Source organism: Blautia sp. 1001283B150304_161114_C9 (assembly GCF_015668165.1).
Taxonomy (GTDB): Bacteria; Bacillota; Clostridia; order Lachnospirales; family Lachnospiraceae; genus Blautia_A; species Blautia_A wexlerae.
The window spans coordinates 230,557-256,073 of sequence record NZ_JADPGO010000001.1 but is presented as its reverse complement, the minus strand read 5'-3'; the positions used below and the strand labels follow the sequence as shown (position 1 = coordinate 256,073).

General features: G+C 41.8%; 20 protein-coding genes. 17 read left to right on the top strand and 3 right to left on the bottom strand.

Going from position 1 to position 25,517, the window contains the following annotated elements:
- Nucleotides 1-66: 66 nt before the first annotated feature.
- Entirely contained in the window at nucleotides 67-1,326 is a 1,260-nt protein-coding gene (locus tag I4V44_RS01120; protein WP_196002191.1) for a D-alanyl-D-alanine carboxypeptidase, read from the bottom strand.
- A gap of 446 nt (nucleotides 1,327-1,772) precedes the next feature.
- Here I4V44_RS01120 and I4V44_RS01115 point away from each other — a divergent pair, with 446 nt between their 5' ends.
- From I4V44_RS01115 to I4V44_RS01090, 6 genes are all read left to right on the top strand, one after another.
- Complete coding sequence (locus tag I4V44_RS01115; protein ID WP_195382813.1) at nucleotides 1,773-2,246, top strand: hypothetical protein; 474 nt, start codon at nucleotides 1,773-1,775, stop codon at nucleotides 2,244-2,246.
- 325 nt (nucleotides 2,247-2,571) lie between these two features.
- Nucleotides 2,572-3,339: a phosphoribosylformimino-5-aminoimidazole carboxamide ribotide isomerase gene (hisA, locus tag I4V44_RS01110; RefSeq protein ID WP_055060080.1), complete on the top strand. Its 768-nt coding sequence runs from the start codon at nucleotides 2,572-2,574 to the stop codon at nucleotides 3,337-3,339.
- Nucleotides 3,340-3,534: 195 nt separating this feature from the next.
- Nucleotides 3,535-4,062: a ribosome hibernation-promoting factor, HPF/YfiA family gene (gene hpf, locus I4V44_RS01105; protein WP_008706266.1), complete on the top strand. Its 528-nt coding sequence runs from the start codon at nucleotides 3,535-3,537 to the stop codon at nucleotides 4,060-4,062.
- A 374-nt stretch (nucleotides 4,063-4,436) separates the two neighbouring features.
- A complete protein-coding gene (gene malQ, locus I4V44_RS01100; RefSeq protein WP_196002190.1) occupies nucleotides 4,437-5,909 on the top strand; it encodes a 4-alpha-glucanotransferase in 1,473 nt (490 codons plus the stop codon).
- A 233-nt stretch (nucleotides 5,910-6,142) separates the two neighbouring features.
- The gene (gene secA, locus I4V44_RS01095) at nucleotides 6,143-8,719 is read left to right on the top strand and encodes a preprotein translocase subunit SecA (protein ID WP_008706273.1); all 2,577 of its coding nucleotides are present in this window, start codon (nucleotides 6,143-6,145) and stop codon (nucleotides 8,717-8,719) included.
- Between the two features lie 282 nt (nucleotides 8,720-9,001).
- A complete protein-coding gene (locus I4V44_RS01090) occupies nucleotides 9,002-10,468 on the top strand; it encodes a sodium-dependent transporter (protein ID WP_008706275.1) in 1,467 nt (488 codons plus the stop codon).
- Nucleotides 10,469-10,597: 129 nt separating this feature from the next.
- Here the strand turns inward: I4V44_RS01090 and I4V44_RS01085 are convergent, their stop codons facing one another.
- Nucleotides 10,598-11,458: an AraC family transcriptional regulator gene (locus I4V44_RS01085; protein WP_055054011.1), complete on the bottom strand. Its 861-nt coding sequence runs from the start codon at nucleotides 11,456-11,458 to the stop codon at nucleotides 10,598-10,600.
- Nucleotides 11,459-12,133: 675 nt separating this feature from the next.
- Here I4V44_RS01085 and dapF point away from each other — a divergent pair.
- The 8 genes from dapF to I4V44_RS01045 all read left to right on the top strand — a co-directional run bounded on the left by dapF (nucleotide 12,134) and on the right by I4V44_RS01045 (nucleotide 22,493).
- Complete coding sequence (dapF, locus tag I4V44_RS01080; protein WP_330610562.1) at nucleotides 12,134-12,982, top strand: diaminopimelate epimerase; 849 nt, start codon at nucleotides 12,134-12,136, stop codon at nucleotides 12,980-12,982.
- Between the two features lie 233 nt (nucleotides 12,983-13,215).
- A protein-coding gene (gene prfB, locus I4V44_RS01075) for a peptide chain release factor 2 (RefSeq protein ID WP_096788358.1) occupies nucleotides 13,216-14,326 on the top strand; the annotation gives its coding sequence in 2 pieces (ribosomal slippage) (nucleotides 13,216-13,290 and nucleotides 13,292-14,326; 1,110 coding nt in all).
- A 168-nt stretch (nucleotides 14,327-14,494) separates the two neighbouring features.
- Nucleotides 14,495-14,950 (top strand): ACT domain-containing protein, encoded by a 456-nt coding sequence (locus I4V44_RS01070; RefSeq protein ID WP_022380012.1) that lies wholly within the window; start codon nucleotides 14,495-14,497, stop codon nucleotides 14,948-14,950.
- A 6-nt stretch (nucleotides 14,951-14,956) separates the two neighbouring features.
- Nucleotides 14,957-16,171: a homoserine dehydrogenase gene (locus I4V44_RS01065; protein WP_196002188.1), complete on the top strand. Its 1,215-nt coding sequence runs from the start codon at nucleotides 14,957-14,959 to the stop codon at nucleotides 16,169-16,171.
- A 163-nt stretch (nucleotides 16,172-16,334) separates the two neighbouring features.
- Entirely contained in the window at nucleotides 16,335-17,543 is a 1,209-nt protein-coding gene (locus I4V44_RS01060) for an aspartate kinase (RefSeq protein WP_008706282.1), read from the top strand.
- A gap of 14 nt (nucleotides 17,544-17,557) precedes the next feature.
- Nucleotides 17,558-18,580 (top strand): DUF975 family protein, encoded by a 1,023-nt coding sequence (locus I4V44_RS01055; RefSeq protein ID WP_196002187.1) that lies wholly within the window; start codon nucleotides 17,558-17,560, stop codon nucleotides 18,578-18,580.
- Between the two features lie 149 nt (nucleotides 18,581-18,729).
- Nucleotides 18,730-20,010, top strand: a complete 1,281-nt coding sequence (locus tag I4V44_RS01050; RefSeq protein WP_196002186.1) for a M28 family metallopeptidase — start codon at nucleotides 18,730-18,732, stop codon at nucleotides 20,008-20,010.
- Between the two features lie 323 nt (nucleotides 20,011-20,333).
- The gene (locus tag I4V44_RS01045) at nucleotides 20,334-22,493 is read left to right on the top strand and encodes a Tex family protein (RefSeq protein WP_118566664.1); all 2,160 of its coding nucleotides are present in this window, start codon (nucleotides 20,334-20,336) and stop codon (nucleotides 22,491-22,493) included.
- A gap of 87 nt (nucleotides 22,494-22,580) precedes the next feature.
- Here I4V44_RS01045 and I4V44_RS01040 read toward each other — a convergent pair whose 3' ends face one another.
- A complete protein-coding gene (locus I4V44_RS01040) occupies nucleotides 22,581-23,474 on the bottom strand; it encodes a LysR family transcriptional regulator (RefSeq protein ID WP_008706289.1) in 894 nt (297 codons plus the stop codon).
- A 163-nt stretch (nucleotides 23,475-23,637) separates the two neighbouring features.
- Between I4V44_RS01040 and I4V44_RS01035 the strand changes: the two genes are divergently transcribed.
- The 3 genes from I4V44_RS01035 to I4V44_RS01025 all read left to right on the top strand — a co-directional run bounded on the left by I4V44_RS01035 (nucleotide 23,638) and on the right by I4V44_RS01025 (nucleotide 25,361).
- Nucleotides 23,638-23,871, top strand: coding sequence for an HPr family phosphocarrier protein (locus I4V44_RS01035; protein ID WP_025578847.1), 234 nt, complete (start codon nucleotides 23,638-23,640; stop codon nucleotides 23,869-23,871).
- A 28-nt stretch (nucleotides 23,872-23,899) separates the two neighbouring features.
- Nucleotides 23,900-24,193, top strand: coding sequence for a DUF1294 domain-containing protein (locus tag I4V44_RS18015; RefSeq protein WP_196002185.1), 294 nt, complete (start codon nucleotides 23,900-23,902; stop codon nucleotides 24,191-24,193).
- Nucleotides 24,194-24,500: 307 nt separating this feature from the next.
- Complete coding sequence (locus I4V44_RS01025) at nucleotides 24,501-25,361, top strand: mechanosensitive ion channel family protein (RefSeq protein WP_008706292.1); 861 nt, start codon at nucleotides 24,501-24,503, stop codon at nucleotides 25,359-25,361.
- Nucleotides 25,362-25,517 lie beyond the last annotated feature (156 nt).

Genomic DNA, 25,517 nt, shown 5'->3' with positions numbered 1-25,517 from the left:
ATCTGATGTTTCAGAACACTTTCCTTTTTTGTAATATTGGCCTGTATGCTGCTATAATAATTCTGATCAATGATTATATGCGTAAGTCAGCAATGTTCTGGAATCCTGCCAGCGGGCAGAAGATGAATCTGCACCCAGGACAACGGAAATATAGGTGTTTCCCCTTGCGGAATAAGAAAGTCCGACAAAACAATAGCCTGCTTTGTTGGTATAGCCTGTTTTCATACCCTGAACTCCCGGAACATTGCCGAGCAGGGCGTTGGTGGTGCCGATAGAATAGCTTCTGCCGGTGTTGAGATTAGAGAAAGAATAATAGCCGGTGCTCACCAGTTTGCGGAACATAGGTTTTTTGATCGCATACTGGGCAATTTTTGCCAGGTCAGAAGCTGTTGTATAATGGTTATACCCTGCATCCAGACCATTTGGGGTTGCGAAATGTGTATTCGTACATCCGATCTTTGCTGCTTTTTTATTCATTAATTTAACAAACTTTGCAGTGGAACCGCTGACGTGTTCGGCAATGGCAACTGCAGTGTCGTTGTGGGAAGGAAGCATCAGAGAATAAAGCAGATCTTTCAGATAAAATATTTCTCCTGCATTTGCATAAAGCTTGCTGGGTTCAATAGATGCTGCGTAAGGGGAGAACTTTACTTTTTCGTTTAATTTGCAGTTTTCAAGTGCAAGGATACAGGTCATAATCTTGGTTGTGCTGGCGTTGGCATGAGCAACATTTTCATTTTTGCCATAAATAATCTGACCGGTATCTGCATTCATGAGAAGTGCACAGTCAGAGGAAAGGGAATAATTTAATCCGGTGTGTGTGACAGTACCATTCTGGTTAAAGTAATAGTAAGTTCCCTTGATCTTGTGTTTTCCTGTAACTGCTTTTCCGTCTTTGCCAAAATAGTATTTCTTTCCGGATTTGTCAGTGTACCATCCGGTAACCATGGCACCGTCTTTACCGACATAGTAATAATTTCCTTTATATTTGATAAGAGAATTCTTTATCAGATATCCCTGAGATCTGGTTCCGAAATAATAATTTTTGCCTTTGATCATATGCCAGCTGCACCAGCGGTGTCCGAGTTTGTTAAAATAATAGGTCTTTTTGTCAATTTTCAGAAATACATTTTTGGCGATGGTTTTATCATCATAGCGGTAAATCCAGTAATCGCCGTCTTTTACAAATTTTCCCGATGCTGCGATATCAGGTTTCTGAAGTGTGGATGCATAGATAGTAGAAACACTGCAGGTAAACAGCAGGAAAAGTGCAGCCAGAAATATGAAAACAGAGCTGCGAAGTGAATGGTTCCTTTTTCTTTTCATGATAACCTCCTGTAAATATGAGTTATAGATATTCCGTAAAATACTGCAGTCAATCCATCTTATTAATGAGTGAAATCCTGCTATGGCAATGCGCTAGTGTACCGACAAGTTGATTCTTGAAACAAGCTTGCAGGATAAATTGTCTTATTTCAAGGCGGAGGAAGGAGGCGTAGCGGTGGCTACGGCGACCGACGACAACGCGGAAATAAGAAATTTAGACGCAAGATTGTTCGAGAAATCAACTTGTCGGTACGCTAGATTGTGGGAGTATATATGTACGGAGTAATCTGTTTTGTGTTATTTAAATCATAGCATGAAAAGTAAATTTTTTCCAGAATAGTATTGAGTTTTTGGTACATATTAAAAACATAATATAAAAACATGAAAAGACGGAGAGGTTCTGCTGCATGGACCGGCAGAATGCTTTCCGGGAACAGGAGATGAATATGGGAATAAAGGTAAAAAAGATTCTGACAGGTACAGCACTTATTATGTCACTGTGCATATTCACAGCATGTGGAAATGCAAATAAAGCAGCTGATGAGGCAGACACAAACGAAGAAAATATGACGGATAATAATGCTGCAAACGATGATAACATGGAAAATAACGCAGGAGAAAACAATACAAATGGAAATAGCACATCAGGAAACAATGCGGCAGATAAAAATGTAAATAATGGTGGAACCGTCACAGACAATGGAACTGCCGCAGAGGATGAAGCTGCAGAAAATGAGACAAAACAGAATAGCAATGCAACAGATAACACTGCAGATAATACCAGAATTGATGAAAACAACAACGGTGACGGCACAGTATCCGGAGAATTGGGAAACAGCGTCAAAGATCTGGGCGAAGGGGTAGGTAATGCTGTAGAAGATGTGGGGGATGCTGTTGGTAATGCGGCAGAAGGAAGATAGACATCAGGAATAATTTATGGTATTATCGTGTTAAATTGGTAAAATTTAAATAGTGTACTCCCGAAGTTTTTATTGCATTTGTTTTTGCATCTAACTATAGCAATCATTGTAAATAATGCATATTGATTCAGCTCATCAGAGCGTGAAATCCGTTACTGTGAACGGAGTGAACAGTAACTGAAATCCTGCGTCAGCACGCCTACAGATATCTTCCTTGTCTTTCGCACTCTGCTGAACTGTCTCAAATGCATTAATTTAAGAGGCTTGCTATATAGTACAAAAAGATTCTGAGAGTACATATAACGGATATGGAGGTACGGATTTTATGAAATTTCGCCCATGTATTGATATACATAATGGAAAAGTAAAGCAGATTGTAGGTGAAAGCCTTACGGACGTACAGGATCAGGCAAGTGAGAATTTTGTATCTGAGCAGGATGCATCTTTCTATGCAGAATTATATAAAAAGGCAGGGATAAAAGGAGGACATGTAATTCTGTTAAATGGTCATGACTCCCCATACTATGAATCAACAAAAGAACAGGCGATTCTTGCATTACATACTTATCCGGGAGGATTACAGATTGGCGGAGGAGTGAACCCGGAAAATGCAGGGGAATATCTTAGTGCAGGTGCCAGTCATGTAATCGTTACATCTTATGTATTTAAAGATGGAAGGATTTCCTGGGAAAATCTGAACAAAATGAAAGAGACTGTGGGAAAAGAGAAACTGGTTCTTGACCTGAGCTGTCGCAGAAAAGATGGAAAATACTATATTGTGACAGACCGCTGGCAGAAATTTACAGATGTCACTATGACACTGGATATTATGAAAGAACTGGGAAGTTACTGCGATGAGTTTCTGGTCCATGCAGTAGATGTGGAGGGAAAGGCACGGGGAGTTGAAACAGAACTTGCATCTCTGCTGGGTGAATATAAAGGAAATCCGGTTACTTACGCAGGGGGAGTTGGCTCCATGAAGGATATTGAGGACCTGCGGAAATATGGAAAAGACAGACTGGATGTCACAGTAGGCAGTGCATTGGATCTTTTTGGCGGAAATATTTCATTCTCAGAACTGATTAAACTTTAACTATAGTAATCTCAGGAATCACTGTGAAAATGTACAGAACAATTACAGAATTTTTGCTATTTCCCCATAATGGCAAATGAACTTTAAAGTTATTTCTGAAGTAAACAGAAAAAATGTGAAATTTTAATAAAATAGTGTTAAAATTCAAAAATATGTGTTATAATAGGTTCATCAAACAGCAAAGGGGATGGAAGCATGAAGTTTATCATCAGCGGAAAAAATATTACAGTTACAGAAGGTCTTAAGACAGCAGTTCAGGACAAGCTCAGTAAACTGGAAAGGTATTTCACTCCTGACACCGAAGTTGTAGTAACTTTAAGTGTTGAAAAAGAAAGACAGAAAATTGAAGTGACAATCCCTGTAAAAGGAAATATCATTCGTTCCGAACAGGTAAGCAATGACATGTATGTATCAATCGATCTGGTAGAGGAAGTCATTGAACGTCAGCTTCGCAAGTACAAAAATAAAATCGTAGACAAACAGCAGGCAGCAGCCAACTTCCAGAAAGCATATCTGGACAAGGACTACGATGAGGATGAAGAAGTTAAGATCATCCGTACCAAGAAATTCGGAATCAAACCAATGTATCCGGAAGATGCATGCGTACAGATGGAACTGCTCGGACATAATTTCTTTGTATTCTACAATGCAGAGACAGAGCAGGTAAATGTAGTTTACAAACGTAAAGGCAATACTTACGGTCTGATCGAACCGGAATTCTAAATCTGTTTATAAGATCAAAAATATGAAACATAGACAGCCATAAAAAAGTTTTCATAAAAAAAGCTTCCTTACAGAGAGACAAAATGTCTCCTGTAAGGGAGCTTTTTTGTCAGGAAAAATATATACCTTTAGCGCATAAGGAATGCTTTGACGCAGTGGCCTAAATATGTTAAAATATCAAAAGATATTATGAAATTTGTAACTGATCAGCAGTTAAAAAATTACAAGTTGAAATTTATTCCGGATTGTCTGCGGCAATGGAATATTGACTTGTATATTCTGGTGGAACGTTTTGTTGGAATGGACTGCTGAAGAACAGTTACCGAAATTTTATAAATGAAGAAGTGTAAAAAGAAGGAAGGAGCACAAAAATCATGAGAAAAGCCGGAGTATTAATGCCAGTTTCCGCACTTCCGTCCCGTATTGGTGCCGGGGAACTTGGAGAATCTGCATTCCATTTTATCGAGTTATTAAAGGAGAATCATGTAAAAATATGGCAGATACTGCCACTGAATCCGGTTGGCTATGGTAATTCCCCATACCAGCCATATTCCTCCTGTGCAGGGGATGAGTTGTATATCAGTCTTGATGCGCTTGCAGAGGAAGGTCTGTTAAAGGAACATCCAAAGGAATTTCAGGAGAGAGCTACAAGAGTAGATTATGAGGCTGTCCGCCAGTACAGAGAGCCTTTCTTAAGAACTGCGTTTGATGTTTTTACAGAGAAAAAGGGACAGGAAGAAACAGCATATAAAGAATTTGTTTCACAGGAATGGGTATATGAGTATGGCGTGTTCCGCGCATTAAAGAAAGCAAATAACGGAGAATGCTGGAATGACTGGCCGGAAGAATATAGAACCTGGCCGGAGAACAGACAGAAGTTACCGGCAGAGGTGGAGACAGAGGCACAATATCAGATGTTCCTTCAGTATATTTTCTACACACAGTGGATGAAGGTGAAGAAGGCTGCAAACGATGCCGGAATCCAGATCATGGGAGATGTTCCTTTCTATGTGGGACAGGATTCCGTGGACGTATGGGGTGGAAAAGATAACTTTCTTCTTGATACAGATGGACGTCCGATCTTCATCGCCGGAGTACCGCCTGATTATTTCAGTGCTACAGGACAGAGATGGGGAAATCCGATCTATGACTGGGAGCATATGAAAGAACAGGATTACAGATTCTGGGTGGACAGGATTGGCTATAGCAACAAATTGTTTGATATTATAAGAATCGACCATTTTCGTGCATTTGACACATACTGGAAAATTCCGGCAGACTGCCCGACTGCTATTGACGGTGAATGGATCGAAGCACCAGGATATGAGGTCATTGATACACTTCAGAAAGAAATTTCGGGGTTAGATCTGGTGGCAGAGGATCTGGGCCTGCTTCGTCCGGAGGTTCTGATGCTGAAAGATCATTATCATCTGAAGGGAATGAAGATTCTGATCTTTTCCATAGAAACAGGTGGAAAGTATGCCCGCGATACCTTCCATGATGTGGAAAACATGATTTTCTACACAGGAACTCATGACAATGATACGATCATGCAGTGGTATGGAAACATGAGTGTTGCAGCCAAAAGAAAAATCCGCCGGATGTTAAAGAGGGCGGGAGCATCACAGGGCTCTGTCAAGGACAGATTCCTGCAGTACACCATGCAGAATCAGGCAGAATATGCGATCATTCCGCTGGCAGATATTCTCGGAATTGGAAAAGAGGGACATATCAACACACCGGGAACCATTGGTTCTCCGAACTGGGAGTGGCATTTACCGGATTTTGTACAGGCCAAAAGGGAACTGCAGAAATTTGGCAGACTGATCGTGGATACGAAGCGATAAATTTTGGTGACTCCGTAATTTTCTTGGTTTGTTCATGAAAAATTCATTGTTTTCCATAACGGAAAGTGTTAGAATATACAAGTATTGTGTATTATAGTAAGTGTTTGTAATGTCCGCATGCTGCTGACATGTCTGCTGTGGACGGAGTGAACAGAAATTATTCCGCACAGCAGTAATTGTTATATGGCAGCAATGCTTGTATAAAAAAGAAATAAACAGGAGTAAAACCTAATATGAATATGTTTTCAAAAGTATTCGGGACCCGCAGCCAGCGAGAGGTTAAGCGTATCATGCCTCTGGTTGAGAAAATTGAGAGCCTGCGCCCGGACATGCAGAAGTTAAGCGACGAAGAACTCAGAGGAAAAACAAGAGAATTTAAGAAACGTCTTGAAGAGGGAGAGACACTGGATGATCTGCTTCCTGAGGCATTTGCGGTTGTACGTGAAGCAGGCAAGCGTGTTCTTGGAATGGAACATTTCCGTGTGCAGCTTATCGGTGGTATCATTCTCCATCAGGGACGTATCGCAGAGATGAGAACAGGTGAAGGTAAAACACTTGTCGCTACACTTCCGTCATATTTAAATGCACTGGAAGGCAAAGGTGTGCATGTCGTAACAGTCAACGATTACCTGGCTAAACGAGATGCGGAAGAAATGGGAAAGATCCATGAGTTTCTTGGCCTGACAGTCGGTGTTGTTTTAAATGATATGAAGCAGGATGAGCGTCGTGCTGCATACAACTGTGATGTTACCTATGTTACGAACAACGAACTCGGTTTCGATTATCTGCGTGACAACATGGTTATCTATAAAGAACAGCTGGTACAGAGAGATCTGCACTACTGTATCATCGATGAGGTCGACTCCATTCTCATCGACGAGGCACGTACCCCGCTGATCATTTCCGGACAGAGCGGTAAGTCAACCAAGTTATACGAGGCCTGCGATATCCTTGCTCAGCAGTTAGAGCGCGGTGAAGCCAGCCATGAGATGACCAAGATGGCAGCCATCATGGGTGAAGAAGTTATCGAGACAGGTGACTTCGTTGTAAATGAAAAAGATAAGATCGTAAACCTTACAGAGCAGGGCGTTCATAAGGTTGAGAAATTTTTCCATATTGAAAACCTGGCAGATCCGGAGAATCTGGAGATCCAGCATAATATTACACTTGCACTTCGTGCCCATAACCTGATGCATAAGGATCAGGATTATGTAGTTAAAGATGATGAAATCCTTATTGTTGATGAATTCACCGGACGTATCATGCCGGGACGCCGTTACTCAGATGGTCTTCATCAGGCAATCGAAGCGAAAGAGCATGTTAAGATCAAACGTGAGAGCAAGACTCTGGCAACCATCACTTTCCAGAACTTCTTTAATAAATATGATAAGAAGGGCGGTATGACCGGTACAGCTGTCACAGAGGAGAAAGAATTCCGTGATATCTATGCAATGGACGTTGTAGAGATCCCGACTAACAGACCGGTTATCCGAGTTGACCATGAAGATGCTGTTTATATGACAAAGAAAGAGAAATTCAACGCAGTTGTCAATGCTGTAGTGGAAGCTCATGCGAAACAGCAGCCTGTACTGGTCGGTACCATTACGATTGAAACTTCCGAGCTTCTCAGCCGTATGCTGAAGAGACAGGGAATCAAACATAATGTATTGAATGCCAAGTTCCATGAACTTGAGGCAGAGATTGTCTCACAGGCAGGTCAGGCAGGAGCAGTTACGATTGCCACTAACATGGCTGGTCGTGGTACAGATATCAAGCTGGATGATGTGGCAAGAAATGCAGGTGGTCTGATGATCATCGGTACAGAACGTCATGAGTCCAGACGTATTGATAATCAGCTTCGCGGACGTTCCGGACGTCAGGGAGATCCGGGTGAATCCCGTTTCTATATTTCCCTGGAAGATGACCTGATGCGTCTGTTCGGTTCTGAGAGACTGATGAAGATCTTTACATCTCTTGGTGTTGCAGAGAATGAACAGATTGAGCACAAGATGCTTTCCAATGCAATTGAGAAAGCTCAGGAGAAGATTGAGTTTAACAACTTTGGTATCCGTAAGAATCTTCTTGATTATGACCAGGTAAACAATGAACAGCGTGAGATCATCTACAAAGAACGTCGTCAGGTTCTCGACGGTGAGAATATGCGCGAAGCAATCTATAAGATGATCCAGGATACAGTGGATACTTATGTTGATATGTGTTTCTCTGATGATGTAGATTCTGAAGAGTGGGATCTGAATGAATTTAACGGTGTTCTTACTCCGATCATTCCGATTAGACCGCTTACAGCTGAGAGTGTAAAAGGCAAGAAACGCGATGAGATCAGACATGAACTGAAAGAAGAGGCAGTGAAGCTCTATGAAGAAAAAGAAGCAGAGTTCCCGGAACCGGAGCAGCTTCGTGAATTAGAGCGAGTTGTACTTCTGAAATGCATTGACAGCAAGTGGATGGATCACATTGATGATATGGAAATCCTTCGTCAGGGTATCGGACTTGCTGCTTATGGACAGAGAGATCCGGTTGTTGAATATAAAATGAGTGCATTTGATATGTTCAACGAAATGATCACATCCATTCAGGAAGATACTCTTCGTATGCTGTACCATGTACATGTAGAGCAGAAGATCGAGCGTGAACAGGTAGCTAAAGTTACCGGAACAAACAAGGATGACAGTGCCGGTCCTAAGAAACCGGTTCAGAGAAAAGAAATCAAAGTATATCCGAACGATCCCTGCCCATGTGGAAGCGGTAAGAAATACAAACAGTGCTGTGGACGTAAGAATAAGGTCTGACTCGTTTATCTCAGTTGAGAAGACTCCCATTTCTGTATGTGGTGAGTTCATTACTACAGAGCGGGCAGTAATGATTTTGTAAAAAGAACATTGTGAGCAGATCATGTCTGCTGCAAAATAAAAGGGCTGAATCATGAGGCCCTTTTATCGTGCGCAAAAACACGTTAGCGCGTTGAATTGGCAGATTGTGAATATCTGTCTGAACTGTTCAGTACATCCACAGCTATGTGATTATGATTGATGAACAGTCACATAACAATTCCATAAAGGGGGAAAAACAGTATGAAAAGAGAGTCTTTCGGCTCACGCCTTGGTTTTATCCTGGTGTCAGCAGGATGTGCCATCGGTATTGGAAACGTGTGGAAGTTTCCGTATATCTGCGGGGCATATGGAGGCGCGGCCTTTATCCTGATCTACTTATGTTTTCTGGTTATTCTCGGTATTCCGGTTCTGGTAGCAGAATTTGCGGTAGGACGGGGAAGCCACACAAGTGTTGCGAAATGTTTTGACAAACTGGCACCTGCAGGAAGCTGCTGGAAGCCATTGAAATTTATTGGTATTATTGGATGTTATATGCTGATGATGTTTTACACAACAGTAGGAGGATGGATGATCTACTATTGTGTGAAGAGTCTGCGGGGAGATTTCGTTGGAGCGACTCCGGAAGCAGTAACACAGTCTTTTTCCGATATGCTGGGAAATGCACCGACGATGATGTTATGGATGGTGATCATCTGTCTGATTGGATTTGCAGTCTGTTTCATGGGATTGCAGAATGGTATTGAAAAAATCTCCAAAGTAATGATGAGTGCACTGCTTATCATTATGGTGATCCTTGCGGTTCATTCAGTAATGATGGAAGGCGCGGGAGAAGGAATCAGCTTCTATCTGATTCCTGATTTTCAGAAGATTAAGGAAGCAGGAGTTGGTAATGTAGTATTTGCGGCATTGAGTCAGTCATTCTTTACATTATCCATTGGTATTGGTGCCATGCTGATCTTCGGAAGTTATCTGGACAAATCCAGAAGCCTTACCGGAGAGGCGGTAAGCATCACCGTACTCGATACTTTTGTTGCGCTGACAGCAGGATTTATCATTATTCCGGCGTGCTTCTCCTATGGAATCCAGCCGGATGCAGGTCCAAGCCTTATCTTTATCACTCTGCCCAATATTTTTGCAAAGATGAGCGGAGGGGCTTTGTGGGGAAGTCTGTTCTTCCTGTTTCTGACATTTGCTGCGGTTTCAACGATCATTGCTGTATTTGAGAACCTGATCGTGTTTAATATGGAACTGTTTGGCTGGAACCGTAAAAAGAGTGTTGTTGTCTGCGCAGTTCTTGTTGTGATCTTAAGCATTCCATGTGTGCTTGGATTCAATGTACTTTCCGGATTCCAGCCATTCGGAGATGGAAGCAACATCATGGATCTGGAAGACTTTATTGTTTCTAATAACCTTCTTCCTCTTGGAAGTCTTGGTTACCTTCTGTTTTGTACCAGAAAGAACGGATGGGGATGGGACAATTTCATTGCAGAGGTGAATGCCGGTACAGGCATGAAATTCCCGAAATGTCTGAAAAATTATGTTGCCTATGGAATTCCGGCGATTATCATTGTGATCTATCTGAAAGGTTACTATGATAAATTTGCAGGTCTGGGAACAGCAGCACTGGCCGGATGGATGATCGTGGCACTGGTACTGCTGGGATTCGTATTCTACTGTGCGACAGCGAAGAAGAAAGTGAAACAGTAAGCGGAGCGCGAATATCTGCCCGACCTGAGAACAATAAAAGATGTAATTATGTCTGAGAAGAAAGATTCTTTCAGACATGGTTACATCTTTTTTGTGTTATGGAATTGTTGTGTAAAGGTAGTGGATGCATTATTTTAGAGGATTGCTATAATGAGGCAGTTCTTCGCTGGGGTTGGTTTTGAACTGTTTACGGTATGCCCGGGAAAAAGTGCTGTATTCTGCGAACCCGCTTTCCTGTGCTGCTTTTGTCACAGGCATTCCATTTGAAATCAGAGTACGTGCCATAAGAAGCCGCTTGTTTACAATATAATTATGAAGGGTATAGCCGGTTTCTTGTTTGAACTTCCGCATCAGATGGTACTTGCTTACATAATATCTGGCAGAAAGCGTTTCTACAGACAGATCTTCTTTCAGATTGTGGTTGATATACTGAAGGATACTGGCAATCTGCGAGTCAAAGGTGTAGGATTTTTTATCAAAAATGTACTGCTTTTCCAGAAAGATACGGTTCAGATAAACCATAAATTGAAGAAAAAGTGACTGTGTCAGGATTTCCTTTCCATATTCATCGGATTTTGCGGAATTTTCCAGTTCAAACAGGATGTCTTTCATCTTTTCCTGAAGAGCAGAATTCAGACGTACCAGATTATAGCTTCGGTCATTTGCTTTCTGGAAGCATTTCAGCAGTTCCTGCCAGGGAATATCGTTTTGGATCCAGAGAATAAAACGTTCATATGGAACAGATGGATCAATTTCCGGGCGGTGGATGGCATGGCGGTTTACCAGAAGAATGTCCCATGGTTTCAGTTGATAAGCTTTTCCTTCTATATGATAAGCAGCCTTACCGGAGATGAAGATAACTACCTTGTGAAAATCATGATAATGGTAAGAGAATTCCTTTCTGGTCTGGTCTTTAAGATGAAAAAGTCGGAATTGTTCGTTCAGGTATCCTGTTTTTTCTGTCTGATAGAACTGTTCTGATAATAACATATCTGCCTCCGATATCTGCAATGATTATTTAATCGAATCAAGCAAGTCCCCTGTGGAGATTGTGAAAAGAAATAAGCAGTGGAAAGCAATAGGCGGAGGGAAAAGTTTGATTCATGGTATAATCATATCATTTAATGCGCAAATGTACAATTATTACTAAGAATGTAACAAATAGTAACGAATATATTTTATAATTTCTGAGAAAATATGCTACAAAGATATTGACATTATTACACGATAATAGTATCATACAATTACAAAGTAATCGTAAAAACTTTGTAACTATTTCGAAATAGGGTAAAGAAATAGAAAACTGAACAGAGAGGAGTGATGCTGCTGTAAGGCTGTTATATCAGAGAACTGATATAATGGTCTTTTTTGTAATACCTACAGAGCATTTTTTGCAATATTTTAAGCATTTTACTCTATATACATGGTAAAAATAATAAAATATAATGAATATAAAGTCAGGATGTGATATGAGAAAATTACCTGACACAAAATTTAACCGAATCAAGTAAGCCCCCTGCTTCAATTGCGAAGAGCAATAAGCAGTGGGTGGGGACTCAGACAAGTGGTGAAGTGAGTTGGAAAGATTGCCCGACAATTGATTATCGATGCAGATACAAAAGCGGGAAGTATCCGGGATTATAAATCAGAAGGAGAGATATGGTTATGGCAAATACAATTATTATGAGTAAATATCAGGGACTTGGAAACGATTATCTGATTCTTGATCCGAAGAAAAATCAGGTACAGCTTCAGGGAAAGAAGATTGCACTTCTCTGCCAGAGAGGATTTGGGCTTGGCGCTGACGGTGTGCTTTATGGACCGGTAGAAATTGATGGGAAATTGGGTGTGCGTATTTTTAACGCAGACGGAAGTGAATCTGCCATCAGTGGAAACGGCGTGCGTATTTTTGCCAAATATCTGATGGATAATGGATATATTACTGAGAAAAAATTTGACATTGAAACTATGTCAGGCACGATTCATGTGGAATGCCTGAACAGCCGGGCAACGGAATTTAAAGTAAACATAGGAAAACCATCTTTTATCTCCAGCGATATCCCTGTTTCCGGTGAAGTTCGTGAAGTAATTAAGGAGAATTTCGTATTCCATGGAAAAGAATACAAGGCTACCTGCCTGACAGTTGGTAATCCACACTGCATTATTTTTACAGACAATGTAAGTGCAGAAGCTGTAAAGAATCTGGGACCTTATGTGGAAAATGCAGATGAATTTTCGGAGAGAATGAACCTGCAGATCTGCCGTCAGGTCGACAAGGGAAATCTGGAGATTGAAATCTGGGAAAGAGGTTCCGGATATACAAAGGCTTCCGGAACAGGAAGCTGTGCGGCAGCAGCGGCAGCCTATAAGCTGGGGCTGGTAGAATCCCGTATTAATGTAAATCAGCCGGGCGGAATGATACAGATCGATATGGAAGAGGACGGAACTATCTATATGACAGGAACAGTGGGATATATTGCAGATATCAGTGTTGCAGAGAGCTTCTTCTCGTAAATTATACAGGCTTTATGCGCAATTCAGTGTAAAGTATGATTACCCACAGTGTGAAATGTAACGATAAATGATCATTTCACACTGTGGGTAATTCTTTGTTTGTAATTTGCTTAAAGATATGGTATTATTTTAAACGAATTATTTACTAGGACTGCTATAATCTATAGCAATTCAGTCGGTTATCCACAGGGAGTCCGACAGAGAATATTTATAATAAGAAAGTGGGTGAAGCTGTGGTTGAATTAGACCAGTTCAAGAGCATTCTTGCGACTTATACAGAACCATTAGTGGAAGTGAGGGATTCACTTTGACCTGGCTAACAAAGAGCAGAAGGTCGAAGAATTAGAGCGCGAAATGGAAGCGCCTGATTTCTGGGATGATGCAGAAGTTTCCCAGAAGAAAATGAAAGAATTAAAAGACATGAAAGATGACATGGAGACCTATCAGAATCTGGTTACACAGATGGAAGATATGGAAACCATGATCGAGATGGGATATGAGGAGAACGATCCTGCACTGATTCCTGAGATTCAGGAAATGCTGGATGAGTTTCAGAAGGATTTTGACAATATCCGTATCAAGACACTTCTTTCCGGAGAATATGACAGTGAGAATGCTATCATTAAGTTGAATGCAGGTGCAGGCGGAACAGAGGCCTGTGACTGGTGCGGTATGCTTTACCGTATGTACAGCCGTTGGGCAGATAAGAAAGGATTTACCCTGGAAGTGTTGGATTATCTGGACGGCGATGAGGCAGGTATCAAATCGGTTACTTTCCAGGTAAACGGAACAAATGCTTACGGTTATCTGAAATCAGAGAAGGGAGTTCACCGTCTGGTGCGTATTTCTCCTTTCAATGCAGCAGGTAAGCGACAGACATCTTTTGTATCCTGTGATGTTATGCCGGATATCAAGAAGGATCTGGATGTAGAGATCAATGACGATGAGATCCGTATTGATACTTATCGAAGCAGTGGTGCCGGCGGTCAGCATATTAACAAGACATCATCTGCCATCCGTATCACACATTATCCTACCGGAATCGTGGTACAGTGTCAGAATGAACGTTCTCAGCACATGAATAAAGATAAAGCCATGCAGATGCTGAAAGCCAAGCTGTATCTTCTCAAGCAGCAGGAGGCAGAGGAAAAACTCTCTGGTATCCGCGGTGAGGTGACAGATATCGGATGGGGAAATCAGATCCGTTCTTATGTTATGCAGCCATATACCATGGTAAAGGATCATCGTACAAACGAGGAGACCGGAAATGTGGATGCAGTACTTGACGGAGGAATTGATATTTTCATCAATGCATATCTGAAATGGATCGCACTGAAGAAATAAAAGAATAAAAAAGGCTGTCTGAAATCAGGACAGCCTTTTTCGTGTTGAGGCATAATGATTTTACACAATGATTCAGCAGAATATATTTCTTGCGTATTTTTGTGTGGTGTGATAATATATCCAGTGTGTAAAAACAAATGTCTTTAAAGAACGGACAGGTAAATTGATATGCAGAAACCAGTAACAGAGAAAAAGAAATATTTTGTAGTGAGGGAACGAGCAGTTCCGGAAGTCCTGCTGAAGGTGGTGGAGGCAAAGAAGCTTCTGGACTCCGGCAAGGTGGACACTGTACAGGATGCAGCAGAGCGCACAGGAATCAGCAGAAGCTCCTTCTACAAATACAAAGATGATATTTTTCCATTTCATGAAGAGACAAGGGGAAAGACGATCACCTTTATTATCCAGATGGACGATGAACCGGGGCTTTTGTCGGTTGTCCTGCAGACGATTGCACGGTTTCATGGAAACATTCTCACCATTCATCAGAGTATTCCTATCAATGGGGTTGCCACACTTACTCTGAGTGTGGACATTCTTCCGGGCGAGGGGGATGCAGAAGCAATGGTAGAGACGATTGAACAGAATGAAGGAATTCATTATCTGAAAATATTAGGCAGGGAGTAAAAGAAAATGATCAATGTAGCAATTTTAGGATATGGCACAGTTGGAAGCGGTGTATTTGAAGTATTAAATGAAAATAAAGAGAGCATTTCCAGACGTGCCGGACAGGAACTTCATGTAAAATATGTTCTGGATCTTCATGATTTTCCGGGACAGCCGGTAGAGAAGGTTCTGGTCCATGATTATGAACAGATCGTCAGTGATCCGGAAGTAGATATTGTAGTAGAGGTTATGGGCGGTGTGGAGCCTGCTTATACTTTTGTAAAGAAGGCACTTCTGGCAGGAAAAAATGTCTGCACTTCCAATAAGGCTCTGGTTGCAAAGCATGGCCGCGAGCTGATGGATATTGCAAAGGAAAAGAGCATTAACTTCTTATTTGAAGCAAGCTGTGGCGGCGGAATCCCGATCATTCGTGTCATCAATTCTTCCCTTACAGGAGATGAGATTGACGAAGTAACAGGTATCCTGAACGGAACTACCAACTACATGCTTTATAAGATGAGCACAGAAGGCTGTGAATTTGACACTGTATTAAAGGAAGCACAGCAGAAGGGTTATGCAGAGGCAGATCCTACCGCCGACGTGGAAGGATACGATGCATGCCGTAAGATTGCAATCCTTTCCTCTCTTGCTTATGAGAGATATTTTGATTTTGAAGATATTTATACAGAGGGAATTACAAAGATCACACCTGAAGATATGGAGTATGCTGCGAAGCTTGGCAGAACCATCAAACTTCTTGGAACCAGCCGCAGACTGGCAGACGGAACCTGTTATGCAATGGTAGCACCGTTTATGCTCGGCCAGAACAGCCCCCTTTACAGTGTAAATGATGTGTTTAATGCAGTATTTGTACATGGAAATATGCTTGGAGATGCCATGTTCTATGGAAGCGGTGCAGGTAAACTGCCTACAGCAAGTGCTGTAGTTGGTGATATTGTGGATGCCGCAAAACATCTCCATGTTAACATTGTGACAAACTGGAACAGCACTCCGGCAGTACTGAAACCACTGGATGAAGTGACAGGAAGATTTTTTGTGAGAATTAAAAAAGAAGCAGCAGAAGAAGCGAAGAAGGTATTTGGTGATGTTGAGATCATCAGCCTGGGACAGCTTCCGCAGGAATGTGCATTTATCACTGATGAAATGACACAGGGAGCATTTGAAGAGAAACTGGCTCAGATCGGAGATCAGGTACTTGCAAAGATTCGAGTTAAAGATTGATAAACTGACAGATTTCGTGTATCATATAGTGTGCCTGATAAGGTGGACACTGATACAATACTTCAGATAAACATTTGTACAGTGATTACTGTAAACAGAACAGGAAAGGGAAGATATGAGAATCTTCTCTTTCCTGTAAACTTATTATGGAGGAAGTAAAACAATGTTGATTGTCAAGAAATTTGGCGGTACATCGGTTGCAAATAAAGAACGTATCTTTAATGTTGCCAGCCGCTGTATAGAAGAGTACAGAAAAGGAAATGACGTGGTTGTCGTTCTGTCCGCAATGGGGAAATATACGGATGAACTGATCACTATGGCAAGGGATGTCAATGAGAAACCGCCGAAAAGAGAGATGGATATGCTCTTTACCATCGGAGAACAGATGTCTGTTGCACTGATGGCAATGGCGATGGATAAACTGGGAGTTCCTGCGGTTTCCCTGAATGCTTTTCAGGTTTCCATGCATACGACAAGCAGTCATGGAAATGCACGTTTAAAAAGAATTGATACAGAGCGTATCAGAAGAGAGCTGGACAGCAAAAAGATTGTAATAGTTACCGGCTTCCAGGGAGTTGACAAGTATGATGATTATACGACTCTTGGAAGAGGCGGTTCTGACACAACAGCGGTTGCTCTTGCGGCTGCTCTTCATGCAGATGCCTGTGAAATCTATACAGATGTAGATGGTGTTTATACAGCAGATCCGCGTAAGGTTCCGAAAGCAAGAAAGCTCAAAGAGATCACTTACGATGAAATGCTTGACCTTGCGACTCTCGGGGCAGGTGTGCTTCACAACCGTTCTGTGGAGATGGCGAAGAAATATGGCGTGCCGCTTGTGGTACGTTCAAGTTTAAACAACAGTGAAGGAACTGTGGTAAAGGAGGAAGTTACAGTGGAGAGAATGTTGATCAGCGGTGTTGCGCTGGATACAGATGCAGTGAGAATTGCGGTAATCGGATTAAAGGATGAGCCGGGTGTGGCTTTTAAATTATTTGATACCCTTGCGAAGAAGAATATTAATGTAGATGTGATCCTGCAGTCTATCGGACGTGCGGGCAGAAAGGACATTTCTTTCACAGTAGATGGAAATGATCTGGATGATGCAGTTGCAGTTCTGGATGCAAATCAGGCAAGACTTGGATTTGCAGAGCTTCATTCTGAGAGAAATATTGCGAAGCTTTCCATCGTAGGTGCAGGAATGATGAGTAATCCCGGAGTAGCTGCAAAGATGTTTGAGAGCCTCTATAATGAGGGCGTAAACATCAACATGATCTCTACATCCGAGATTCGTGTGACAGTTCTGATCAATGAAAAGGACGGCGTGCGCGCAATGAATGCAGTACATGATGCCTTTGGTCTGGCAGACTGATTTAGGAGAATTACATGACATCGAGACGTGAATTAAAAAACTATGCGAAGCAGGCCATGTCAGGAAAATATGGGATACTGATCCTGGCATTTGTTGCAGTTCAGGCACTGGCTCTGATCAGCAGCATGATATCCTCGGCTTTATTTCCGGGAGAGAAAACAATTGATATTGTGCTGTCGTATGCATTTACATTTATTCTGACTCTGCTGATCAATGTGGTAGCGGCAGGTATGAATTATATGTATCTGAATATTGCCAGAGGGAAAGCATATTCATTAAATGATCTGTTTTATTTTTACAGACATCACCCGGACAGAGTGATCGTTGCCGGATTTTTTATGGCAGTACTGAATCTGCTTACCATGCTGCCCTATACGATTTACAGTAATGCGAATCTTCCGGGTGAAGATGCTTCTGTGGAGGTGCTGATCACCTGGCTGTATACAGGTGTTGTTCTGATGATCGTTGGAATGATTGTTTATCAGATTCTGGTCATTCCTCTGGAGATGACTTATTATATTCTGTCAGATAAGCCGGAATTGAAAAGTACAGAGGCTATGAAAGAGAGTCTGGAGATGATGCATGGAAACTTCGGAAGATATCTTATGCTGAAGATAAGCTTTATCCCATTGATGTTTCTTTCTGTTTTTACATTCTATATTGCACTCTTGTGGATATTTCCATATATGGCCATGACAGAAGTAATGTTCTATCGTGATCTGACAGGGGAGCTTAAAGTGCAGAAAGAGGAAGAAGAACGTGTGGCACGAGACTATGTGAATCCTATGTTTGACAGCTATTCACAGAGTGAACAGCCACAGGAAGATGAGACGCATCCGCAGCAGTTTTGGCGTGTGCCGGAAGAATCGGTTTCTTATGAAAACGAAGATGAACAGAATATTACGGACAGCACAGAAATACAGAATGTTCAGACAGATATGGATGATAAAAAAGAGCAGAATGATTCATCACCAAAAGAAGAGGAAGAAGACAACGAACCGAAACCATGGGATGAATATTTTGACAGTCTGAAATAAAAATACAGTTTATTAAATTGAAGACCTTTTTGCTATGATAAGTATTATGATATCAGGGTTAAAATACCTTTTGGCCCTGACATCATATTATCAGAAGAAAAAGGTCTTTTCTATAGCAATTCAAGAAAAGGGAAAGGGTTTTTACGATTATGAATACAAATGAGATCAGTGGAAAGCGTCAATTGGAATTTCTGGCAGATTTTGATTATATCAGAGAGGCAGGAACTGCAGGAGAAGAAAAAGCAGCAGAAAGGATTCAGAAAACTCTGGACAGTTTTGGCGTGGAGAGTCATCTGGAAGAATTTTCTTTTGATACTTTTCAGATAAAAAAAGCAAAGCTGAAAGTAACAGAGCCATACACAAAAGAATACACAGTAACCGGATATGGAAGATGCGGAAACACAGCAGAGGACGGGTTGGAAGCACCATTTGCGTATGCAGAGAACGGTGATGATATCAGCCTTGCACATGTCAGCGGAAAGATTGTCATGGTAAATGATCCAGTGAGAAAAGATATGTACCGGAAGCTGGTGAAAGCCGGTGCTGTGGGATTCATCAGTATTGCAGGTTCTCCGTTAGATGAAGGCGTGGATCTGGTTCCACGTGCATACGCTCTGCCAAAGAATCTGCCGGGAGAAGAGAAAAAAGAAGCAGGAAGAGAAGCTGTCAATTATGATAACAGGATTCCTGGCGTAAGCATTCATTACAAAGATGCCATCGAACTGGTGACGAAGGGTGCATCTCAGGTATGTTTATCTGTAGAGCAGGAGACAGTAACATGTACATCCCGTAATGTAGTGGCACGTATCGAGGGGACAGATAAGGCAGAGGAAATCCTGACTCTGACTGCACATTATGATTCTGTTCCGGAGGGACCGGGGGCGTATGATAATATGTCCGGAGCAGCGATCATTATGGAACTGTGCAGATATTTCCATGCACACAGACCACGCAGAACAATGGAATTCATATGGTTTGGCGCAGAAGAGAAAGGTCTGCTGGGAAGTCAGAATTATATCAAAATTCATGAAAATGAACTTTCGGCACATCGTTTTAACATGAATGTAGATCTTGCCGGACAGCTTGTAGGCGGAACTGTAGCAGGGGTCACCGGTGATGCGTCTGTCTGCAGTATACTCACATATATGGCTCATGAAATCGGTATCGGAATGTCAACGAAGAACCAGATATGGGGAAGTGATTCCAATGCTTTTGCATGGAAAGGAATCCCTGCAATGACGCTGAACAGAGATGGGTTTGGCATGCATACCCGTCACGACACCATTGCACTGCTGTCAGACTGGTCACTGGAGAGAAGTGCAGTTCTGCTCGGCTATATTGCAGACAGACTGGGAAATATTGAAGGCTTTCCGTTTGAACGGAAGGTTCCGGAGGAATTTATTGCACAGCTTAATGAATATTTTGGGTAATTTACTTTTTATACGCTGTTATCCTGTGGGATTTTGACATATGTATGCCAAAATCCCGCACTTGACAAATCACTGCCAGATTGATACCCTATCACAAGAGCGTTTTTGATGATAAAAAATCAATCTGAATTCTGACAAGTGTGCCGACAAGTTGATTCTTGAAACAATCTTGCAGGATAAATTTTTTTATTTCAAGGCGGAGGAAGGAGGCGTAGCGGTGACTACGGCGACCGACGACAACGCGGAAATAAGAAATTTAGACGCAAGATTGTTCGAGAAATCAACTTGTTGGCACACAAGCAACAAGAGGAGAGAAACAAATAATGGATATTATTCAGGTAATCACACAGGAATTGAAGGTGGAGAAATGGCAGGTAGAAGCCGCAGTCAAATTAATTGACGAAGGCAACACCATCCCATTCATTTCCCGATACAGAAAAGAAGCAACAGGTTCCCTTAATGATGAGCAGCTTCGTGCACTCTTTGAGAGACTGACGTATCTGAGAAATCTGGAAGATAAGAAGAATCAGGTATTAAAGAGCATCGAAGACCAGGGCAAGCTGACTGAGGAACTGAAGAAACAGATTCTGGATGCCCAGACACTGGTTGTAGTAGAGGACTTATACAGACCATATCGCCCGAAACGCCGTACCCGTGCGACAATTGCCAAAGAGAAAGGGCTGGAACCACTGGCAGATATCATTCTTCTGCAGATGACAGACAAGCCGGTAGAAGAGGAAGCCAAGGCATACGTCTCCGAAGAAAAGGGTGTTAAGAATGTTGCAGAAGCATTGAATGGAGCTAAAGATATTATTGCAGAGCGTATTTCCGATGAAGCAGACTATCGTATCTACATCCGTAACCTGACAACAAAGAACGGAAGTATTTCTTCCACAGCAAAGAATGCGGAAACTCAGTCCGTATATGAGATGTATTATGAATTTGAGGAGCCGGTCAGGAAACTGGCAGGACACCGTATTCTTGCGTTAAACCGTGGTGAGAAAGAGAAATTTATCACTGTTAAAGTAAATGCACCGGAGGAAGACATCCTTCGTTATTTGAATAAGAGAGTGATCAAAAAAGACAACCCGAATACAACTCCGATTCTGAAAGCAGTTGTAGAAGACAGTTACAAACGTCTGATCGGACCGGCTATCGAGCGAGAAATCCGCAGTGACCTTACTGATAAGGCAGAAGACGGCGCGATCCATGTATTCGGCAAGAATCTGGAACAGCTTCTGATGCAGCCTCCAATCGCAGGCAAAGTCGTACTTGGATGGGACCCTGCGTTCCGTACAGGCTGTAAGCTGGCAGTTGTAGATGCAACAGGTAAAGTTCTGGATACAACAGTTGTTTATCCCACAGCTCCGACTACTGAGAAAAAGATCCGTGCTGCCAAGGATACAGTGGAAGGTATGATCGAAAAATACGGTGTATCCCTTATTTCAGTAGGAAACGGTACAGCATGTCGTGAATCCGAGCAGGTGATCGTAGATATGCTCAAAGAAATCCCGGAAAAAAAGGTGCAGTATGTTATCACAAATGAGGCAGGAGCATCTGTGTATTCTGCAAGCAAACTGGCTACAGAGGAATTCCCGAACTTTGATGTAGGACAGAGAAGTGCGGCTTCCATTGCAAGACGTGTACAGGATCCGCTTGCAGAACTGGTTAAGATTGATCCGAAATCTATCGGTGTGGGTCAGTATCAGCATGATATGAACCAGAAGAAACTGGATGAAGCATTAAGCGGCGTTGTAGAAGACAGCGTAAATAAAGTTGGTGTAGATTTAAATACAGCATCTGCATCTCTGCTTGAGTATATTTCCGGTATCAGCAAAGCAATTGCCAAAAATATCGTAGCTTACAGAGAAGAGAACGGTCAGTTCACAGACAGAAAAGAACTTCTCAAAGTAGCGAAATTAGGACCGAAGGCATTTGAACAGTGTGCAGGTTTCATGCGTATTTCAGGTGGAAAGAATCCTCTGGATGCAACAAGTGTACATCCTGAGAGCTATGAAGCAGCATCTGCACTTCTTTCAAAACTTGGATATAAGCCAAATGATGTTGTGGCAGGAAATCTCCTTGGACTTTCCCTGCAGGTAAAAGACTATAAGAAGATGGCAGCAGAACTGGGAATCGGTGAGATCACACTTCGTGATATTGTAAAGGAACTGGAGAAACCGGCAAGAGATCCTCGTGATGACATGCCGAAACCGATCCTTCGTTCAGACGTTCTTGAAATGAAAGATCTGAAAGAAGGAATGGTGCTGAAGGGAACTGTCCGTAATGTTATTGATTTCGGTGCATTTGTAGATATCGGTGTACATCAGGACGGTCTGGTGCACATTTCCGAGATGACAGAGAGATTTATCAAACATCCTCTGGAAGCGGTGAGTGTAGGGGATATCGTAGATGTAAGAGTAATCGGAGTTGATATGAAGAAAAAACGTATCAGCTTATCCATGAAAGGATTAAATAAATAACATCAATAAAACAGGGATTACCACTGCAGACCGGATATCTGCAGGAGTGATCCCTGTTTTTGGGGGTACTGCTGTCTGCAGTAACAGTTATTCTGTTTCCCGGTGTGATGTGAGGTGTTCTTCAAGGCTGCGTGCTGCAATGCTCTGTGGCCTTTTTACATTGCGGATCAGACAGATCTTTCGTTCAGGAAGAGGCTCTTCAATGGGAATCTGGACGATTTTCCCCTGAGCAATATGTTCAGCAGCAAGCTCTTCAGGGAAGAATCCGATTCCCAGGTTGTGCTGCACCATAGGGAAGATCTGGTCAGTAGTTGCCACTTCCATATCAGGTGAGAAGGGAAGGTTATGGCGCATAAAATACTGTGTATATAATTCTCTTGTACTGCTTCCTGGAGCAATCCCGATCAGAGGGATATCCTGCAGATCCTGAAGACAGTGTTTGTTGGAAGCTGTTTCCGCATATTCCTCTCCACCTATAAGGATCTCGCGGAAAGAATAGAGGGGAATTCTCTGAAGTGGTTTTTTCAGAGCGACAGGTGTGGTAACTACTGCAAAGTCTACCAGACCGTTTTCCAGTGCCTGAACTGCCTGTGGTGTGGAATGATTAGAAATCCTCAGCTTTACATGTGGATAACGGTGATGAAAGACTTCCAGTTCGTTCAGCAGGAATAAACGCAGTGCGATCTCACTGGCACCAATATTTACAAGTCCGCTTTCCAGACCTTTATCTTTGAGAAGTTCATTTTCTCCTGATACAAGCTGTTCTATTGCAATTGATACATGTTCAAAAAGTCTTTCTCCTTCAATGGTCAGCTGTACTCCGCGATTGGAACGGATAAAAAGTTTACATCCCAGCTCATTCTCCAGAATATTCATACACCGGGTAATGTTAGGCTGATTGTTTCCCATAACGTCGGCTGCTTTGGAAAAACTCTTATACTGGGCAACATAGTAAAAAATACGATAATAATCAAGAATCATGATACAGTCGGCTCCTTATGCTATATAAAAATAGAATATCTGATATAGAAAAATAACGTTTGTATATCAATGTGTGAATCAGTATAATACGACTGGGTCAAAAAATCAATATAAAAGTCCTGACAATAGGACGGAGACCAAAAGGAAAGGGAGATTACCGAATATGACAACAGCGAATAAGACAATTAAGATCAATGACGTGGAGGCAGCAAAGAAACTGGTCAGTGCGGCAGTCAGATGTCCATTTGATATTGATATTGTATTTAAAGGAAAAATTTTTATTGATGCCAAATCTATTCTCGGAGTATTAAGTCTTGGCGTGGAAGAACCTCTGGAACTTAAATATGATGGCTATGATGAAGATTTTGAATCAGTGATCGCAGGTCTGGCATGTTAAGATTAAAGAAAGGAATTCACAGGTGCAGATGACATCTACAAATCTTCTATATATTTATGTGATTATCATTAATATAGTCACATTTTTTATCTATGGCTTGGATAAAAGCAGGGCAAAAGCCGGACAGTGGCGCATACCGGAAGCGCAGCTGATATTTTTGGCGGTGATCGGAGGGTCGGTGGGAGCTCTGGCCGGTATGAAGGTATTTCATCATAAAACAAGAAAGTCGAAATTTAAGACAGGAGTTCCGGCGATACTGATTATTCAACTAATTATTTATTTTCTGTTTTTGGGAAATGAGGGGATTATTCTGCGCTTATAGCAATCCTTATAAATAATGCATATTGATTTTAGCTCATCAGAGCGTGAAATCCTGTGTCAGTAAAGCGGATATATTGTCCGCTTTCTTTTTTTTGCCCGAACAAAATTGATTGTTACAGAGAATGAGGTATGTTATGCTACTCTTATATGAGAATTGCGGGATCTGCAAAGCAGCGGAGTAATTCGTAGATATCAAGTCAGGGGAAAGACATCTTTTAACCCTGATATTATATGAAAAGCTGCCTGTTAAGTGAAAGAAGGGCAGAAAAATAATACATGACAAAATATAAGAGAGCAGGTGAAAAATATTGGAACAGGAAATTCAGGAGGCAAAAAGTTTATATTACAGCTATAAGCAGTATTTTTCAGACTATCTTCCGGCTTTGACGAAACTGGGGCTGAAAGTAGTAATGGCATTGCTGGTATTTGTGGGCGGGCGCAAAGTGATCCAGTGGTTTGTTTCTTTCATAAAGAAGTCCATGGAGCGTGCGTCTGTAGACAAAGGTGTGATCCAGTTTACAGGGTCGCTGTTGAGAATTGTACTTTACATTTTGCTGGTATTTAGCATTGCCACTCATTTTGGTGTAAAGGAATCCTCTATTGCAGCACTGCTTGGTACTGCCGGTGTAACGGTAGGTCTTGCATTGCAGGGCGGCCTTGCAAATATCGCAGGCGGGATCATGCTTCTGATCTTCAAACCATTTCAGGTGGGGGATTATATCATTATCGCACAGCAGAATGGGTGCGAAGGAACTGTATACAAAATAGAAATCTGTTATACAACTCTGATTTCCATAGATAACAAACACATTGTAATCCCAAATGGAACGCTGTCCGGCAGCATTATTACAAATGTAACTGCCAGAGATCTTCGTAAGCTGGAGATCAAAGTAGGAATTTCTTATGATTCAGACATTAAGAAAGCAAAAGCAATCCTGGAAGAAATCCTTCATAATGATGAAGATACGAAAGACGACCAGGGAATGGTGGTGTTTGTAGATGAGCTTGGAGAGAGCGCAGTGGTCATGGGCCTGCGTGTGTGGGTGGCTACGGAGAAATACTGGCCTGCCAGGTGGCGGCTTAATGAACTGATCAAAGAAGCATTTGATGCAAACGGAATTGAAATCCCGTACAATCAGTTACAGGTTCATGTGAAGAAACAGATATGATAACAACATAAGTCCTCTGAACCAACTATAAGGTTTAGAGGACTTATTGTTTGTACAGATTATAGCCAAATAATACCAAACAAGAATAAATAATCCTTGATTGATGGTGATTTATACCAATTTCACTGTCAGATATTGGTATAATACCACCAAAAT